At 30.4% G+C, this 18243-nt stretch carries 12 protein-coding genes; 10 read left to right on the top strand and 2 right to left on the bottom strand.

Features of this window, described 5'->3' with window-relative positions; genetic code table 11:
• Positions 1–46: 46 nt before the first annotated feature.
• From O9267_RS08480 to O9267_RS08500, 5 genes are read left to right on the top strand one after another with little or no spacing between them, the layout of a single operon-like run.
• Positions 47–2479: a YfhO family protein gene (locus O9267_RS08480; RefSeq protein ID WP_298178131.1), complete on the top strand. Its 2433-nt coding sequence runs from the start codon at positions 47–49 to the stop codon at positions 2477–2479.
• A 10-nt stretch (positions 2480–2489) separates the two neighbouring features.
• Positions 2490–2645: a hypothetical protein gene (locus tag O9267_RS08485; protein WP_298178132.1), complete on the top strand. Its 156-nt coding sequence runs from the start codon at positions 2490–2492 to the stop codon at positions 2643–2645.
• The gene (locus O9267_RS08490) at positions 2642–3103 is read left to right on the top strand and encodes a nucleotidyltransferase (protein ID WP_298178134.1); all 462 of its coding nucleotides are present in this window, start codon (positions 2642–2644) and stop codon (positions 3101–3103) included. Before O9267_RS08485 ends, O9267_RS08490 begins: the two co-directional genes overlap by 4 nt.
• A gap of 8 nt (positions 3104–3111) precedes the next feature.
• Positions 3112–4410, top strand: coding sequence for a glycosyltransferase family 4 protein (locus O9267_RS08495; RefSeq protein ID WP_298178136.1), 1299 nt, complete (start codon positions 3112–3114; stop codon positions 4408–4410).
• A 14-nt stretch (positions 4411–4424) separates the two neighbouring features.
• Positions 4425–5891, top strand: coding sequence for an oligosaccharide flippase family protein (locus tag O9267_RS08500; RefSeq protein WP_298178137.1), 1467 nt, complete (start codon positions 4425–4427; stop codon positions 5889–5891).
• A 195-nt stretch (positions 5892–6086) separates the two neighbouring features.
• Here the strand turns inward: O9267_RS08500 and O9267_RS08505 are convergent, their stop codons facing one another.
• Positions 6087–6695, bottom strand: coding sequence for a hypothetical protein (locus O9267_RS08505; protein ID WP_298178138.1), 609 nt, complete (start codon positions 6693–6695; stop codon positions 6087–6089).
• Between the two features lie 234 nt (positions 6696–6929).
• Here O9267_RS08505 and O9267_RS08510 point away from each other — a divergent pair, with 234 nt between their 5' ends.
• Together O9267_RS08510 and O9267_RS08515 are read left to right on the top strand one after the other, a co-directional pair.
• The gene (locus tag O9267_RS08510; protein WP_298178141.1) at positions 6930–7097 is read left to right on the top strand and encodes a hypothetical protein; all 168 of its coding nucleotides are present in this window, start codon (positions 6930–6932) and stop codon (positions 7095–7097) included.
• Positions 7087–7452, top strand: coding sequence for a type II toxin-antitoxin system VapC family toxin (locus tag O9267_RS08515; protein ID WP_298178143.1), 366 nt, complete (start codon positions 7087–7089; stop codon positions 7450–7452). The genes O9267_RS08510 and O9267_RS08515 overlap by 11 nt, the downstream gene beginning before the upstream one ends.
• On the opposite strand, the gene uvrA is transcribed toward O9267_RS08515, so the two are convergent.
• Complete coding sequence (gene uvrA / locus O9267_RS08520; protein WP_298178145.1) at positions 7447–10236, bottom strand: excinuclease ABC subunit UvrA; 2790 nt, start codon at positions 10234–10236, stop codon at positions 7447–7449. The two genes, O9267_RS08515 and uvrA, sit on opposite strands and share 6 nt — an antisense overlap.
• A 403-nt stretch (positions 10237–10639) precedes the next feature.
• On the opposite strand from uvrA, the gene O9267_RS08525 reads away from it, so the two are divergent.
• The 3 genes from O9267_RS08525 to O9267_RS08535 all read left to right on the top strand — a co-directional run bounded on the left by O9267_RS08525 (position 10640) and on the right by O9267_RS08535 (position 18239).
• Positions 10640–12001 carry a T9SS type A sorting domain-containing protein gene (locus O9267_RS08525; RefSeq protein WP_298178147.1) on the top strand — a complete coding sequence of 454 codons (1362 nt, stop codon included), beginning with the start codon at positions 10640–10642 and terminating at the stop codon, positions 11999–12001.
• A gap of 119 nt (positions 12002–12120) precedes the next feature.
• On the top strand, positions 12121–14925 hold the full coding sequence (locus tag O9267_RS08530; RefSeq protein WP_298178149.1) for a triple tyrosine motif-containing protein: 2805 nt from the start codon (positions 12121–12123) through the stop codon (positions 14923–14925).
• A 248-nt stretch (positions 14926–15173) separates the two neighbouring features.
• Complete coding sequence (locus O9267_RS08535; protein ID WP_298178151.1) at positions 15174–18239, top strand: TonB-dependent receptor; 3066 nt, start codon at positions 15174–15176, stop codon at positions 18237–18239.
• The last annotated feature ends 4 nt before the right edge of the window (positions 18240–18243 follow it).

Here is an 18243-nt window from a genome sequence, read left to right on the forward strand (position 1 = left end):
TTTTTTGACTATTTTTGAACTTTACTATTGTTTACTAAATCGCTTTATGAATTTACTTAAAAAGTTTTATCCTCATGCGCTTGCCGTTATTGGTTTTGTGCTAGTTTCTATTATTTATTTTTATCCTGTTTTGCAAGGAAAAAAAATATACCAATCTGATATTGCGCAATATACCGGAATGGCAAAAGAGCAAAATGACTTTAGAGCCAATGAAAATACTGAACCTTATTGGACAAATTCAGCCTTTGGTGGAATGCCAACTTATCAGCTTGGAGCAAAATATCCTAATGATTTTATTGGTGATTTAGATGATGTAATTCGCTTTTTGCCAAGACCAGCAGATTATTTATTTCTTTACTTTTTAGGATTTTATGTATTGCTTTTAGTTTTAAAAATAGATCCATTGAAAGCCTTTTTCGGTGCATTAGCCTTTGGTTTATCTACCTATTTAATAATAATTCTTGGTGTTGGACATAATGCTAAAGCGCACGCTATTGCTTATATGCCGCTTGTGATTGCAGGAACTATTTTAGTTTATAAAAAGAAATACATTGTTGGTGGATTATTAGCCATGTTTGCAACCGCTTTAGAGATTAATGCCAATCACTTTCAGATGACATATTACTTTTTGTTTTTACTTTTAATTATTGGAATTTATTATTCTATAAAACTATTAAAATCAAAAGATTACAAATCTATAGTGAAAATAAAATTGACCTTTTTAGTTGCCATAATCTTAGCTTTGGGAGCAAATGCTACTAATTTATTAGCGACAAAAGAATACGCAGATTTCAGTACAAGAGGAAAAAATGAATTAACCTACAATCCAGATGGTTCAAAGGTTGAAGGCACAAACGGACTTTCATATGATTATATCACAGAATACAGTTATGGTGTTTCTGAAAGTTTGAACATATTTGCCGCACGCCTATTTGGTGGTTCTAACAGTGAAAATCTTGGTACACAAAGCAAAATGTACGAATTCATGGTTGGACAAGGTGTTCCCGAAGGTCAAGCTGCTGAGTTTGCTTCTGGTTTACCAACTTATTGGGGCGATCAACCTATTGTGGCTGCTCCAGCTTACATTGGTGCTGTTGTGTTTTTCTTGGCAATTTTGGCTTTGTTTGTTGATAAGCGTAAACTTAAATATGTTTTTCTATCTGGAGCAATCCTTTCATTGGTGCTTTCTTGGGGAAAAAATTTCTCAATCCTAACTGATTTGATGATTGATTATATGCCGTTATACAATAAGTTTAGAGCAGTTTCATCTATACAAGTTGTTTTAGAATTATGTATGCCAGTATTAGCCATTATGGGATTACAATCATTTTTCAAAGCAGAAAAAGAAGCTCAATTCAAAGCTTTATGGCAATCGGCTGCAGTGGTTTTAGGATTAATTGTTGCTTTGTTTCTATTCAAAGGAATGTTTGCTTTTTCTGGTGGTAGCGATGGTTATTATTTGCAAAGTTATGGACCTGAATTTGTTGATGCACTCAAAGAAGATAGAAAAAGTATGTATTCTGCTGATTTACTACGTTCAGGATTTTTGATTGCACTGACGGCTTTCTTGCTTTGGATGGCAAACAAAAACAAATTAAATCAACAAAAAACAGTTATTCTTGTTGGATTAGTAATGGTTTTGGATTTGTTTTTTATGGCAAAAAACTATGTTGGCAAAGATGATTTTGTGCCAGCAAGTCAAGTTGATGTTCCTTTTGCGGCAACGCCAGCTGACATGCAGATTTTACAAGATACAACGCATTATAGAGTTTTAGAAATAGATGGAAATATGTCAAGTGCGCGTGCTTCGTATTTTCATAAATCAATTGGTGGTTATAGTGCTGTAAAACCGCAAAGAATGCAGCAATTATTTGATTATCAAATCGCTCGAAACAATATTGATGTACTCAATATGTTGAATGTAAAATACCTTATTCAGACAGATTCAACTGGAAATTATTTTCCAACTTTAAATCCTGAAGCTAATGGAAATGCTTGGTTTGTGAAGAATTTGAAAAAGGTAAATTCAGCTGATGCCGAAATGAAAGCTTTGGATAGTTTGGATACGAAGAACATTTGTTTATTAAACCAAGTTGAATTTGGAGCTTGGAGAAAAGGGAATGCAAATGATAATTTCGAAAAAGATTCAACTGCAACAATTCGATTACTAAAATACAAACCAAATCATTTAGTTTACGAATCAAATAATGCAAAAGATGGTTTTGCCGTGTTTTCTGAAATGTATTATAAAAATGGTTGGAAAGCCACTATCAAAGGTAAAGAACTTCCAATTTATCGAGTAGATTATGTTTTACGCGGGTTAGAAATTCCGGCAGGAAAGCAAATAATTGAATTCAAGTTTGAACCTGAAGTTGTTAAAACAGGAAGCACAATCGCTTTATATAGTTTCATCGGAATGATTTTGATATTGATTGGCGGAATATATTTAGAATATAAAAAATCTAATAGTAAAGATTAGAAATAAATAAATGAAAAAAAACAGTTCTTTTTATGCAAATCCAGAAGTTCATCAAGCTAGAAGAATTGAGGAAATAAAAGCATTATCCTATGAAGATAGAATAAAGCGATTATTTGCATTGATTGAGATTTCATTTAAAATTAAGAATGCAAATAAGAAAAAATGACTGAACAAATTTTTGCAATTTGGAAATATTTTTTTCAGTATGATGTAAAATATATCACTATTGGTGGTTTTGCAGTAAATTTCCATGGTTATAATAGAAGTACTGGTGATATTGATTTATTATTAGAAGATTCTACAGAAAATAGGCATAAATTAAGAAATGCATTTATTGAAATTGGTCTTGGTGATATAAAAGAGCTGGAGACGATGCAATTTGTTGCTGGTTGGACAGAGTTTTCATTAAATCATGGTTTTAGCCTCGATCTTATGACTTCTATCAAAGGTCTTGAAAATAAAACTTTTGATGAACTATTTGAAGTTGCAAATGAAACAACAATTGATGGTGTTTCAATCAAGTTTATTGATTACGAAAATTTAATTATTGCAAAAAAAGCAACTAATCGTCCAAAAGATATTTTAGATATTGAAGAGTTAGAAAAAATTAATAAAAAAATCTGATTCTTAAATTGAAAACTGAACCAAAAAAACTCCTAATCATCACTTACTATTGGCCACCAGCAGGCGGTCCAGGTGTGCAGCGTTGGTTAAAATTCGTAAAATATTTACCTGATTTTGGTGTGCAGCCAATCGTATTTATTCCAGAAAACCCAACTTATCCAATTGTTGATGACGCTTTGGTAAGTGAAATTTCGGATAAAGCGATTATTCTAAAACAAAAAATATTTGAGCCTTATCAATTAGCGGGAATTTTTTCTAAAAAAGAAACTAAAAAAATTAGTTCAGGTATTATTCCAAATCAAAAAAAACAAACCTTTTTGGAGAAAATATTGCTTTGGGTTCGAGGCAATTTATTTATTCCAGATGCTCGTAAATATTGGGTTGAACCTTCAGTTGACTATCTTAAAAAATACATTCAAGAAAACAAAATTTATACCATTGTAACTTCTGGACCACCACATAGTTTGCATTTGATAGGTTTGCAACTAAAAAATGATTTAAAAATCAATTGGCTTGCCGATTTTCGTGATCCTTGGACAACTATTGGCTATCATAAAGCTTTAAAATTATCTTCATATGCTGCAAAAAAACATAAAGCATTGGAAAAAAAGGTTTTAACAACTGCCGATACTATAATTGTTACCAGTAAAACCACTAAAACAGAATTTAAAGTTATTACCAATCAGCCAATCGAAGTGATTACCAATGGTTATGATGTTGAAAATATTCCGAGACAAAAGTTAGATGAAAAGTTTACGATGTCACACATTGGTTCATTTTTATCAGATAGAAATCCAGCTATTTTATGGGAAGTTTTGAGTGAATTAGTTTCCGAGAATGAAAATTTTGCCTCACGTTTTCAATTGAATTTGATTGGAAAAGTCAGTCAAGAAATTATTGATAGTATTTCAAAATTTAATTTAAGTAATTATTGCAATCTAGTTGGTTATGTTTCACACAATAAAGCAATTGTGTTTCAGAAAAAATCACAAATTTTATTACTTATTGAAATTAATTCTCCGGAAACCAAAAGCATTATTCCTGGTAAACTATTTGAATATATGGTTTCTGAAAGACCTATTATTGCTATTGGTCCAAAAGAATCTGATTTTGCCGAAATCATAACAACAACAAATACTGGTGTTTTCTTTACTTACGATGAAAAAGAAAGATTAAAGAAAACAATTTTAGCTAATTTTGAGCTGTATTTAGAAAACAAATTACAAGTTTACCCTATTGGTTTGCAACAATATTCAAGAAAAAACTTGACCGAAAAATTAGTACAAATCCTTAATCAAAATTCCTAAATCTAAATTCTAAAATGGGAATCGTAATCAATCAATCTATTAAAAACACTATCATTACCTATATTGGTTTTGTGATTGGTGCGGCTAATGCATTGTTTATGTATCCACATTTTTTGGGCGAAACTTATTATGGATTAACAGGTTATATTTTATCTTCGGCTAATGTTATCTTTCCACTATTAGCATTTGGTGTTCATAATACCTTGATTAAGTTTTTTACACAATATAAAACTGATCAAGAAAAAAGTTCGTTTTTAACCTTTGTTTTGGTTTTACCTTTATTAGTAATTATACCAATTTTTATTGCAGGAACATTAAGTTATGATTGGATTGCCACATTTTGCTCGACCAAAAATGCTATTGTTTACGATTATGTATGGCAAATACCTGTAATTGGTATTTGTATGGGTTATTTTGAAATTTTCTATGCATGGGTAAAAGTACATTTACAATCAGTTTTTGGAAGTTTTGTCAAAGAAATTTTACTTCGAGTTTTTATTTCGATTTTCCTTTTTTGTGTTTATTTTAATTGGATTTCAACTTTAACATTTATCAATTCCTTAATGGGAATTTATCTTGCTTCTACGCTTGTAATGTTTGTTTACGCCATGAAAGTGCGTCGCATAACTTTTAATTTCAAAATGCCCAAAAATAGTAAAGCTATTGTAGTTTATTCATTTTTTATAATTCTTTCAGGAAGTATTGCCAATATGTTGTTGGATATTGACAAAACTATGTTGAATCAATACATTGAAATAGAAAACATTGCATATTATTCGGTGGCGATTTTTATTGCTACAGTAATTGCTGTTCCAAGTCGTGCTATGCATCAAATAACGTATCCGATTACGGCAAAATTGATGACAGAAGGCAAACACGATGAACTTAATGATTTGTATAAGAAAACATCTATTACTTTGCAAATAGTTGGTGGTTTGGTTTTGGTCGGTATTCTGGTCAACATCAAGCAATTGTATCTATTATTGCCTGCTAATTATAGTGGTGGAATATTTGTAGTTTTTACTATTGGAATTTCTAAATATTTTGATTTGATTTTAGGTAACAACAATGCTATTATTTTTAATTCAAAATATTATAAAGCGGTTTTATTTTTGGGTTTACTCCTAGCCTTTTTTGCCATTACTTTGAATATGCTTTTTATTCCGATGTATGGTATTAATGGTGCAGCTTTGGCAACTTTAATTTCGATTACACTTTATAGTTTAGCAAAACTATTGTTTGTGGTTATAAAAATGAAATTATATCCGTTTTCGATTAAAACTTTATATTCTTTAGGGATATTGACAGCTACTTTTTTACTGTTTTATTATTGGGATTTCCCTTTTAATCCGATTCTAAATATTGTTTTGAAATCGATTCTTGTAACTATTCTATATGTTTTTGTTAATTATAAATTAGTTATTTCGGCTGAGTTTAATCAAGTAGTTCACTCGATACTCCAAAAGCTGCGATTAGTTTAGCCGTGATTAGCTCACTTTGCTTTTATTTTTTATAGGAGTTCACTGAATGCATAGCATTTGTAGTGGAAATCCTTTTGTCTCGTCTCAAACGAGACGAAAGATTGGAACGTATAGCGCGAATAGCTTCAAAAAAAAATCCTGCTTCCTCTTTTCAGAATCTGCAGGATTAAACAAACTAACCAACCAATCAAATTTTTATTCTTTGTCTTCAACTAAGGCTTTTGTGCCATCAGTTCTGTAATAGTAGTAATTGTTATCATCATTGTTATATGTATAAGTTTGATGATTATTGGTGTAATAACTGTGTGTGAAACTGCTGTTATCTCTACCTTTTACGCTTCCAATCATGTCGGTTATTTCACCAAAACGGTTGTAAATCAATTTCATTCCACCAATTTGAGTTAAAGCAAAACGATTGTATCGCATATATACTGAACCAATTCGGCTTACTCTATCTCGACTATCGTAGTTGATGAAGGTATTCCCTACTCTACGAACTCTACCAAAACTATCATGCTCAATTTTTACACCATAATTAGTTGGTGTTCCACGTCTTTCAGCAGTTTTTACACCTGCTTTTCTGTAATAGAAATCACCTTCGCTATCATCTGGACGTGTATTAAAATCGAAGTCACCATTTGCAAAAACAAAGAACTCAATGCCTCTTTCTGTAAATGTAATTGGCTCATCAAAATCAAATCTGTTGGTTGCAAAATCAACCATGTTGAAACTTTTTGTTTCATTTGCATTTGCTACACTTACTGTTAACATAATGCTTACTGCTACTAAAGTAATTGTTCTCATAATAAATCGTTTTTAAGCTTTTGCTTACTCGTTCGATTTTCAGCTTCTTCGACCAGAAAAACTTTCTGATGTTTGGTATATTTCAAGATGTGTGCCAAACCGAACCAAATGATTTGTTATTGAGTTGTTAATGATTTCTAAGTGATTGAAAATGAATAAAAAAATATTCATTTTATTTAAAAAATGTTGTTGTTATAATAAATTTTGTAAATTTGATTTTTAAAGAAAAAAGATATGACAGTTGTAATAGATAAAACCAATTCAAAGAATGTTTCAAAAATTCTTACTGAAAAACTGAATAAAGTCAGTAAAAAAGGAAATTTGGCTAAGCATTTTGGAAAGCTCAAAAGAAATATTGATGGCTTAAAGTATCAAACTGAAATAAGAAAAGATGAAGATTGATTTTATTGCTGATACAAATTTATTGGTTTATATTCATGAAGGAAATGAAATTATTGCTCCATTTTTAAATTATGATTTTGGCATTTCATTTATTTCAGAAGTTGAGTTATTAGGTTATAATAAAATAACTAAAGCAGAAGATTCAAAATTAAGACAATTATTAAGTGATTGTTTTTGCATAGAATGGAATTCTAAAATAAAAGAGCAGACAATTCAATTAAAAAGAAAATATTCAATTAAATTACCAGATGCAATAATAGCATCTACGTCAATTGTATATGAAATTCCTTTAGTAACAGCGGATAAAGGTTTTTCTAAAATTGAAGAACTAGATTTAATTTTAATAAACCTATAATTTCTCCTTCAAATACTTTCCAGTTACTGATTTTTTGTTTTTAATAATTTCTTCCGGAGTTCCGAAAGCCAATAATTGTCCCCCGTTTTCGCCACCTTCTGGACCTAAATCTATTAAATAATCGGCACATTTTATTAAATCCAAATTGTGTTCAATTACTATAATAGAATGTCCTTTTTCCAATAATGCGTCAAATGATGCTAATAATTTCTTAATGTCGTGAAAATGCAATCCTGTTGTTGGTTCGTCAAAAACAAAAAGTACTTTATCTTTGGTAGTTCCTTTTACTAAGAAAGAAGCCAATTTAATACGTTGTGCTTCACCACCAGAAAGCGTTGATGATGATTGACCTAATTGTACATAACCCAAACCAACATCTTGCAAAGGTTGCAATTTTTGCATGATTTTATTTTGCTTCTGCAACGTAAAAAATGTTATTGCATCATCGATAGTCATTGTTAAAATATCATCGATATTTTTGCCTTCAAAATTAACTTCAAGAATTTCTTTTTTGAAACGTTTTCCACCACAAGTTTCACATGGTAACTCAACATCGGCCATAAAAACCATTTCTACATTGATAGAACCATCGCCTTTACAAGTTTCGCATCGTCCACCATCAACATTGAAAGAAAAATGTTTGGGTTGGTAACCTCTAATTTTGGATAATTTTTCTTTAGAATATAAATCTCGAATATCGTCATAAGCCTTTATATAAGTCACAGGATTGGAGCGTGAACTTCTTCCAATTGGGTTTTGATCAACATATTCAATGCTTTTGATATGTGAATAACTTCCAGCTAATTCGGTAAATTGTCCTGCTTTTTCACCAATTCCTTCTAACTTTTTTTGTAGAGCTGGAAATAAAATTTTCTTTACCAGCGTACTTTTTCCGCTTCCTGAAACACCAGTGATTACAGTTAATGAATCTAATGGAAAAGTAACATCTATATTTTTTAAATTATTTTCGCGTGCTCCTTTGACTTCAATAAAATTCTTTGAAGTTCTGCGTTTTTTGGGAACAGCAATTTCTAATTTTCCGTTCAAATATTGAGAAGTTAATGAATCGCTTTTTAAAATTTCAGCAAAATCTCCTTGTGCTACTAATTTTCCACCGTAAGTTCCTGCTTCTGGACCAATATCAATAATCATATCGGCCGCTTTCATTATATCCTCATCGTGTTCAACGACAATAACAGTATTGCCCAAATCACGCAAATCTTTCAATACTTTTATCAATCGCTCAGTATCTTTTGGATGCAAGCCTATACTTGGTTCGTCTAAAATATACATCGAACCAACAAGCGAGCTTCCTAACGAAGTTGCCAAGTTAATACGTTGACTTTCACCACCAGAAAGTGATGCCGAATTTCTATTGAGAGTAAGATAATCCAAACCAACATCCGATAAAAAAGCTAATCTGTTATTGATTTCAATCAAAAGTCGTTTGGCAACTTTCAAATCATATTCGGACAAGTGCAATTCTTTGAAAAAATCAGTTAAATTCTTAATTGGCATATCTACCAATTCTGAAATGGTCTTTCCTCCTACTTTTATATTATTAGTTTCTTGTCGAAGGCGCTTACCTTTACAAGTGGTACATTTGGTTTTGCCACGATAACGCGAAAGCATTACACGATTTTGAATTTTATAATTTTTCTCTTCCAATTCTTTGAAAAAATCATTTAAACCTGTAAAGAATTTGTTGCCTTTCCAAACTAAATCTTTTTGATCATCTGAAAGTTCATAAAAAGGTTTGTGAATTGGAAAATCAAATTTATAGGCATTGTTTACCAATTGTTCATTGTACCAGCCCATACTTTCACCACGCCAAGGATAAATAGCATTTTCATAAACAGAAAGTGATGTGTTGGGAATAACTAATTCTTCATCAATTCCGATAATATTTCCGTAACCTTCACAAGTAGGACATGCTCCATAAGGGTTGTTGAAACTAAATAAATGAATATTTGGTTCAAGAAAAGTGATTCCGTCAAGAGTGAAATTGGCGTTATAGTTGATTCTTTTATTTGTATTCAAATCCTGAAGAAAACATTCACCTTTTCCTTCAAAAAAAGCAGTTTGAACAGCATCCGCCAATCGATTGAAAAACTCTTCTTCTTCTTTTACAACAATTCTATCAATGATAAGTAGAATATCTTTGTTATCTAATGTATGTTTTTCGATTTCATCTAAACGAACCATTTCGTTATTGACCAGAATACGAGCAAAACCTTGTTGCAAAAGCACTTTTAGTTTATCTTCTAACTTTCTACCTTCTTCTAAATGAATTGGTGAAAGTAAAAGCCATTTGCTGTCTGATTCAAAAGTTTTTACATCATTAATAACATCACTAACATTGTCCTTTTTTACTTCTTTACCCGAAATTGGAGAAATTGTTTTTCCAATACGAGCAAATAACAACTTCATATAATCATATATTTCTGTAGAAGTTCCAACTGTTGAACGAGCATTGGTTGTATTTACTTTCTGTTCAATGGCAATCGCAGGTGCAATTCCTTTTATGTAATCGACTTTTGGTTTGTCTAATCTTCCTAAAAATTGTCTAGCATATGAAGACAAACTTTCAACATAGCGACGTTGTCCTTCAGCATACAAAGTATCAAAAGCCAAACTCGATTTTCCCGAACCAGAAAGCCCAGTAATAACAACTAATTTATTACGAGGAATTGCTACATCAAGATTTTTCAAGTTGTGAATTTGCGCTCCTTTTATCAGAATGTTTTTCTTAGGCTCGAGTGTAGATATATCTTTAGGAATCATACGAAAAAGTGAATTTTTGCAAAGATAATCATTTCTGAAATTAGAAATAGTATAAAGTTATGAGCAAAATTGAATCAAATTATGAATTTGATAAATATCAAAAAATCATTCAACAAGTTTAAAAATCATAATAATGTTGTTTTAAATGGAAATTTTCCACAAATCTAAAATGAAATACGAACAAACCTCTGTGTTAAACTAAAATCCACCTATACATTAGCTCAACATTTTGTTTTTACCTACTAATTATTGATTCATATATAACTACATGATTCTATTGGACTAGCATATATTTCAAACGTTTTCGTGAATGTTTTTTATGTATAGTTTTTATATAGTTAAACAAAATAGGAACAATCAATAGGTTGACTAAATTTGGTATTCAACTAAATTTAATATTATTATGAAAAAAATTACTCTATTAGCATTACTATTGGCTTTTTCATTAGGAAATGCTCAAACTATCCAAGGAACTTGGAAAATGACTCCGGCAGCAGCATCACTTGGTGTTGGTCCTAATTTTGGAGATATATCTTGGTGGTCAAATTCAACCGCCGATGTTACAACAAGAGCTTGTTATTTTGATGATGAATTTATGTTCAATGCAGATGGTTCTTTTTCAAACGTACATGGTGCTCAAACATGGTTAGAAGGTTGGCAAGGATTTGGTGATGGCTGTGGTGCTCCAGTTGCTCCTCACAATAGTTCAAATGCTGCGTCTTGGACTTATAACGCAACAGCAAACACGTTAACGTTAAATGGTACAGGTGCTTACATTGGATTACCTAAAGTTTATAACGGTGGTGAGCTTTCAAATCCAGCTAATGCTCCAGCGTCTATTACTTATACAGTTACTACACTTACTGCAACTTCAATGACATTAGATATTGCAATTTCAGGTGGATGGTGGCGTTACAAACTAACTAAACAAGGTGCTGCTCCTTCTTGCTCTGACGGAATTCAAAATGGAGACGAAACTGGAGTTGACTGCGGTGGATCTTGTAATGCATGTTTAGCTCAAATTAATTTACCTGTAACTTTTGAAGGAACAACTACTAATTATGCTGTTACAGATTTTGGAGGAACTTCTTCTAGCTTAGTTGCTGATCCAGAAAATGCAAGTAATATGGTATTGAAAGTTATCAAAACTGTTGGTGCTGCAGGTTGGGCAGGAACTACAATGAGTACTGATTCAGGATTTAGTTCTCCAGTTCCATTTTCAGCTTCTAACAAAAAAATGTATGTGAAAGTTTGGGCTGCTAATGCTGGAATTCCAGTAAGATTAAAAGTTGAAGATCATGGAAATGTTAATCATTATGTTGAAAAAGATGCTTTAACAACAGCTTCTGGTTGGCAAACTTTGGAGTTTGATTTCGCAACTCCAGCAACCGCTCCTTTTGATCCAACATTTATTTATGACAAAGCTTCAATCTTCTTTAATTTTGTTCCAGATGTTACAAATGCAACTGAATTGACTTTCTATTTTGACGATGTTAGTTATGGTATATCTTTAGCAAATTCTTCATTCAATTTAGCTTCTTCTTTAAGAGTTTATCCAAACCCTGCTAACAATGCAATTACTGTTGATTCAGCTAAAACTATTGAATCTATTGCGATTGTTAATCTTTTGGGACAAGAAGTTATCTCAAAAAATACAAATTCTGAATCAGTAACTTTAGATATTTCTTCACTTCAAAATGGAGTTTATATTCTAAAAACAACTGTTGAAGGTTCTACTGCAACTTCAAGAATAATCAAAGAATAAATTTTGTTTTTGTTTTCGAGAAAAGCACGTTTTTTATAGACGTGCTTTTTTATTATAATTATTTTCTTTTTTCTATTTAGTTATATTGTTTATCTTTATCGGTATTAATCAACTTTATAATGCGTTTACGTCTTTTAATTTTTATTTTCTTCCTATCAATAAATTCTTTCTGTCAAGAATTACCACCTATTGTAAAATATAATTCATCAACTTATAATGCTGGTAATCAAAACTGGATGATTTCTCAAGATAAAAATCATTATGTTTATTTTGCCAATAATGAAGGGCTATTGGAATTTAATGGTTCCAATTGGACTTTATATAAATCTCCTAACGAAACAATTATTAGATCCGTAAATGTTATTGGGAACAAAATATTCACAGGTTGTTATATGGAATTTGGTTTTTGGAATAGACAAAACAATGGTCGGTTGACGTATACTTCTTTGAGCAAGAAAATTAAATCTAAAATACTTGACGATGAACAGTTTTGGAATATCATAAATTATGATCAATGGGTTATTTTCCAATCGTTGAGCAGAATTTATATTTATGATACTAAAACTTCTTTGTTTAAAATTATTATTCCAAAAAATAATATTCTGAAATCATTTAAAACTTCAAATTCAATTTATTATCAAACCGCAAATGATGGATTGTATGAAATAGAAAATGGTAAAAGTAAACTGGTAACTAATAATTCCATTATAAAAAATAATAAAATTGTAAATATATTTTCAATTGATGAAGGTTTATTAATTCATACACAATTTAATGGTTTTTTTAAACTAATAGATGGAAACCTTACAAAATTTAATACCGAAGCCGATTCCGAAATTGCGGCTAGTAGTATTTATAGTAGTCAAATGCTTTCTGATAGCAGTTTTGCAATTGGAACAATTTCAAATGGAGTTTTTATTCTAACCAAAGAAGGAAAAGTTAACTATCATATTACTCAAAATAAAGGGTTAAGTAACAATACTGTTTTATCACTATTTGAAGATATAGATAAAAATTTATGGATTGGATTAGACAACGGAATTAATTGTATCAATTTGCAGTCGCCAGTAAGAAGCTTTTCTGATGACACAGGAATTCTTGGAACAGTTTATACATCAAAACTTCATAACAATAAATTATATATCGGAACCAACCAAGGTTTATTTTATAAAAATTATCTAAATGGCAATCAATTTAAGTATATTTCAGGTACAAAAGGTCAAGTGTGGTCCCTTTTTGTTCATGATGGAACATTATTTTGCGGACATGATTCAGGAACATTTATAATTGAAAACGAAATAGCAAAACAAATTTTCTCCCAATCAGGAACCTGGAAATTTGAGACTTCACCAATTAACCGAAATAGAATAATTCAAGGAAATTATTATGGGTTATCAGTTTTAGAAAAAATAAACAATCAATGGCAGTTTAGAAATAAAATAACAGGTTTTGATTATTCATCTAGATATTTTGAAATTACAAATAACAATGAAGTTTATGTCAGCCATGAATACAAAGGTGTATTTAGATTTTTTCTAGATTCAAAAAACACAAAAGCTTCAAATTTATACACTTACACAAATCCAACTAAAGGAAAAAATGCAGGTTTAGTTACTTTTAATAATACAATCTATTATGCTTATAAAGAAGGTATTTTTAAATTAAATAAGAAAACAAAACAATTTGAAAAAGACAAATCGTTAAGCTCTGTCTTTGATAATGAAGAATATACTTCAGGCAAAATGGTGTTAGATAATTCTAATAAGTTATGGCTTTTTTCAAAAAATTACATCAATTATTTTACTCTTAACAAGTTGAGTTCAGACTTAAAAAAAAATTCGATACCAATTCCTTCTTCCTTAACAAACTCAATGCTAGGATATGAAAATATAACACAATTATCTAATTCTAACTATCTTATTGGTACAACAGACGGCTATTACACTATCAATATTAATGATTTAAGTTTTAAAAATTATAGTGTATCAATTTCTGATATTAGTATCAATAAATTAAATGAAAAATTAACTAGTTTTTCAATAACTGAAGAAGGCAAGTTTAAATATGATGAAAACAACGTAACCTTTACCTATACAGTTCCAGAATATAACAAATATATTAATGCAGAATATCAATATTTATTAGAAGGCTTTCAGGATGAGTGGAGCGAATGGAGTGCAAAACCAACAGTTAATTTCAAAAATTTGCCTTCTGGTGATTATATTTTCAAAGTTAGAGCAAGGATAGCAAGTTCGACTCCAGAAAATATAGCAGTATATTCTTTTACAATCAAAAAGCCATGGTATGCTACTAATTTTGCGTTAGTACTTTATATGGTATTGCTAGTATATATGTTTTTGTATATCAATAAATTATATAAAAATTATTATCAAAAACAAAGAGAAAAACTTATAGAAGAAAATAATTTATTACTTGAAATAAAAGAGTTAGAAAACGAACAACAATTGATGAAAATAAGAAACGAACAACTTTCGCAAGATGTTGATGCTAAGAATAAAGAGTTGGCCGTTTCTACAATGAGTTTAATAAAGAAAGACGAACTACTTTCGGTAATCAAAGAAGATTTAAAAAAATCATCTGATGAAAATAGTAGTCGAAGCATAAAATCTGTAATCTCAACAATTACGAGAAACATTTCAGAAGAAGATACATGGAATGTTTTTAAAGAAGCTTTTGATACAGCTGACAAAGATTTTTTAAAGAAAGTAAAAGCTGCTCATTCATCATTAACTCCAAATGATTTGAGGCTTTGCGCATACTTGCGATTGAATCTTTCTTCTAAAGAAATTGCTCCTTTATTGAATATTTCTGTACGAAGTGTTGAGATAAAACGATATCGTTTGCGCAAAAAGATGGATTTATCACACGAACAAGGTTTAGTTGAATATATCTTATCTATTTAAAATTCAATTTTCAAATAATTAAACTATACATCACCACAACAAAAACGTTTTCGACTCGATTAAACTGTATAGTCTTTCACAATTCTTCAATCTAAATAAATCCTCATTTTATAGTCAAATTAAGGGTTGTTTTTGCTAAATTATTAAAAACATAATCTTTTTTTGCGATGTATATTTTTTGTAGAGGTGAATTTTAGGTATTTATCATCAGGAGTAAGTAATTTTAAACATCTAAACAAAATAATATTATGAAATCTAAACTATTAGTAATTGTTTTCATTTTAATTTCATCATTTGGGTTTTCTCAAAAGCATGAAATTAGTGGAAAGGTTATGGATGGCTCAAGCGGAGTTCCGCTTCCAGGAGTGAACATAACAGTAAAGAACACATCGCAAGCAATAGCAACAGATGTAGATGGTAAATTCAAATTTTCTAATGTATCAAAAGGATCAACCCTTGTATTCAGTTACATAGGCTATCAGAATTTTGAGTTGAAAGTAACACAAAGTCAAGAAATTACTGTTTCCCTAAAAGAATCAAAAAACAGTCTTGACGAGGTTGTGGTTTTAGGTTACTCTTCCAAAAAGAAAAAAGATGTTACTGGTGCAGTAACTATTATTGGAAGTAAAACTATTGACCAACTCAAACCAATCAAAGTTGAACAAGCACTACAAGGCACTGTTGCTGGTGTAACCGTCACAGCTCAATCTGGAGCTCCAGGAGAAAGATTAAATATCAAAGTTAGAGGTGTTGCAACAAATATAAATTCAGATGCAACAGTCTTAATAGATGGTGTAAAAGGTGATATTGGTATTTTAAATCCTGATGACATTGAATCAATAACTGTATTAAAAGATGCGCAAGCAGCTATTTATGGAACTATTGGTGCAAATGGGATTGTATTAGTAATCACCAAACAAGGTAAGAAAAATTCAAAACCTAAAGTTTCGTTCAATTCCTATACTGGATTCCAAGAAACTACAAAAAAAATTGATGTATTAAATGCAACAGAATATGCTTTACTACTTAATGAAAGTTATGCAAATGGTGGGCAATCACTTCCATTTCCAAATGTTTCAAATTTAGGCACTGGAACTGATTGGCAAGATGAAGTTTTCCAAAAATCTCCAATTACCAATAATGACTTTACAGTTTCTGGAGGTTCAGAAAAAATTACTTATTCTTTAAGTGGTTCTGATTTAAAACAACAGGGAATAATTGGTGGAAGTAAATCTAGATTTAATAGAAGCACTGCAAGATTAAATGTTGGTATCGATCTTACATCTAAACTTAAATTACAAACGAATTTAATTTTTACCAACATTAAGAGCAGAGGTCTAAACACTTCAGGATTAGGTTCTGTTTTGTTTAATGCTCTAAATGCTCCTTCTACTCTATCTGTTTATGATCAAAACGGTCAATACTCGTTAATACCTAGTACAACTGGTTTTGGAACTGAAGTTATTAACTCTTTAGCGCAAATAGAAAATACATTTAACGACTACTCACTAAAAAAACTAAATGGCTCAGTCAATTTAGGTTATAATATTACTGATGAATTAAAATTAACTTCGCGTGTAGGATTTAATTCGGGAAATAGCTTGGGTAGAAGTTTCGCAAAAAAAATAAGCTATGGTGGTAAAGTTTTTGATGTTAATAGAAGTCGAGTTGACCAAAATGCAATAAATGATTCAGACTACACTTTTGATTTATTCGCAGAATATAGTAAATCATTTATTGAAAATCATAAAATCAAATTTACCGTTGGAACAACAATTTTTAAAGAACTTGGTAGTGGTTTGTTTGCTTCAGGTTATGATGTTCCAAACAACGATTATCAATTTGCAGACATTAATTTAGCCCTAGGTACAAGTGATGGTAGAGATGTTAGTGCTTACAGCTACGATGAAAGAAGATTATCTCATTTTGCCTTTTTAGATTATAGTTATAAAGGTAAATATCTAATTTCTGGAACAATAAGACGTGACCTTTCTACCAAATTTGGTCCAGGTAACAGAATTGGAATATTTCCAGGTGTAACAGCAGGTTGGATTATTACAGAAGAAAATTTATTCAAAAACAATAGCACTGTTAACTTTTTTAAACTAAGAGCTAGTTACGGAATACTAGGAAATGATCAATTTGGAAATAACAAATATATTGGAGGTTTGACAGGTGAAGGGGTATACCTTTTTAACAATCAATTAAATGCGGGTACTGCAATTGGCGTATTACCAAACCCAAATATCAAATGGGAACAAGCTAAAAAAATTGATATAGGTGTTGATTTAAAATTATTTAATAATAAAATTGAAATTACTTCTGATTACTTTGATGAAACAAGAGATGATTTATTAATAAATAATGTTCCTGTGTCTGGAATTACTGGAGTCTCTGCTCCTGGTTCAGGTAGTCCTACAGTTAATGCCGGAAGAGTTAATAATAAGGGTATAGAATTTTCTATAAATTACAAAGACAATCTTTCAGACGATTTAAATTTTAATATTGGTTTCAATTTACTTAAACTTAAAAATGAAGTTACCAAAGTTGATAATCAAACAGGATTTATTGAAGGCGGTTCTTTTGGTGTTTCACAACCTGCTCCAGCTCGAATGGAAGTTGGACAACCTTTAGGATATTTTTATGGATATCAAACTGAAGGTATTTTTCAAAATCAATCAGAAATTAACGCTCATGCAGACCAAAACGGATTAGGATCTCTAACTGTTCCAGGTGATATTAAATTTAAAGATATTAATGGAGACGGAAAAATTGATTTGACTGATAGAACTAATATTGGTAGTGCAATTGCGGATTATACATTTGGGTTAAATTTAAATCTAAATTATAAAAACATAGATTTTGTAGCTTACACATATGCTTCCTTAGGAAATGAAATGGTTAGAAATTACGAAAGAGTTCTTTCTGATGTAAACAAATTAAACTATACTTTAGATCGTTGGACTGGAGAAGGTACTAGCAATAATGTTCCGAGAGTAACTACAGGTGCTAGTAATAATAATCTTTTTTCTGACTATTATGTTGAAGATGCTTCTTTTGTTAGAATACAAAATATACAATTAGGATATTCTTTTAATAAAAAAATAATTGAAAAAATAGGCATGACTAAAGTTAGATTATATGCCTCTGTAAATAATTTATATACTTTCACTAAATATAAAGGTTATGACCCTGCAGCCTTACAAGGATATAGACCTGATAGACCAGATGATTCAATTATTGGTTTTGGGATTGATAGCGGGTTTTACCCAACACCAAAAACTTATATGTTTGGTATAAATTTAATATTCTAAAATT

It is taken from the genome of Flavobacterium sp. (assembly GCF_027531705.1).
Classification (GTDB): domain Bacteria; phylum Bacteroidota; class Bacteroidia; order Flavobacteriales; family Flavobacteriaceae; genus Flavobacterium.

What these genes read in the sequence shown, in the direction of transcription:
- O9267_RS08480 (WP_298178131.1), top strand. Translation starts at nt 47, where the DNA reads ATGAATTTACTTAAAAAGTTTTATCCTCATGCGCTTGCCGTTATTGGT.
- O9267_RS08505 (WP_298178138.1), bottom strand. Translation starts at nt 6,695, where the DNA reads ATGAGAACAATTACTTTAGTAGCAGTAAGCATTATGTTAACAGTAAGT.
- O9267_RS08530 (WP_298178149.1), top strand. Translation starts at nt 12,121, where the DNA reads ATGCGTTTACGTCTTTTAATTTTTATTTTCTTCCTATCAATAAATTCT.
- O9267_RS08515 (WP_298178143.1), top strand. Translation starts at nt 7,087, where the DNA reads ATGAAGATTGATTTTATTGCTGATACAAATTTATTGGTTTATATTCAT.
- O9267_RS08510 (WP_298178141.1), top strand. Translation starts at nt 6,930, where the DNA reads ATGACAGTTGTAATAGATAAAACCAATTCAAAGAATGTTTCAAAAATT.
- O9267_RS08490 (WP_298178134.1), top strand. Translation starts at nt 2,642, where the DNA reads ATGACTGAACAAATTTTTGCAATTTGGAAATATTTTTTTCAGTATGAT.
- O9267_RS08525 (WP_298178147.1), top strand. Translation starts at nt 10,640, where the DNA reads ATGAAAAAAATTACTCTATTAGCATTACTATTGGCTTTTTCATTAGGA.
- O9267_RS08535 (WP_298178151.1), top strand. Translation starts at nt 15,174, where the DNA reads ATGAAATCTAAACTATTAGTAATTGTTTTCATTTTAATTTCATCATTT.
- uvrA (WP_298178145.1), bottom strand. Translation starts at nt 10,236, where the DNA reads ATGATTCCTAAAGATATATCTACACTCGAGCCTAAGAAAAACATTCTG.
- O9267_RS08500 (WP_298178137.1), top strand. Translation starts at nt 4,425, where the DNA reads ATGGGAATCGTAATCAATCAATCTATTAAAAACACTATCATTACCTAT.
- O9267_RS08485 (WP_298178132.1), top strand. Translation starts at nt 2,490, where the DNA reads ATGAAAAAAAACAGTTCTTTTTATGCAAATCCAGAAGTTCATCAAGCT.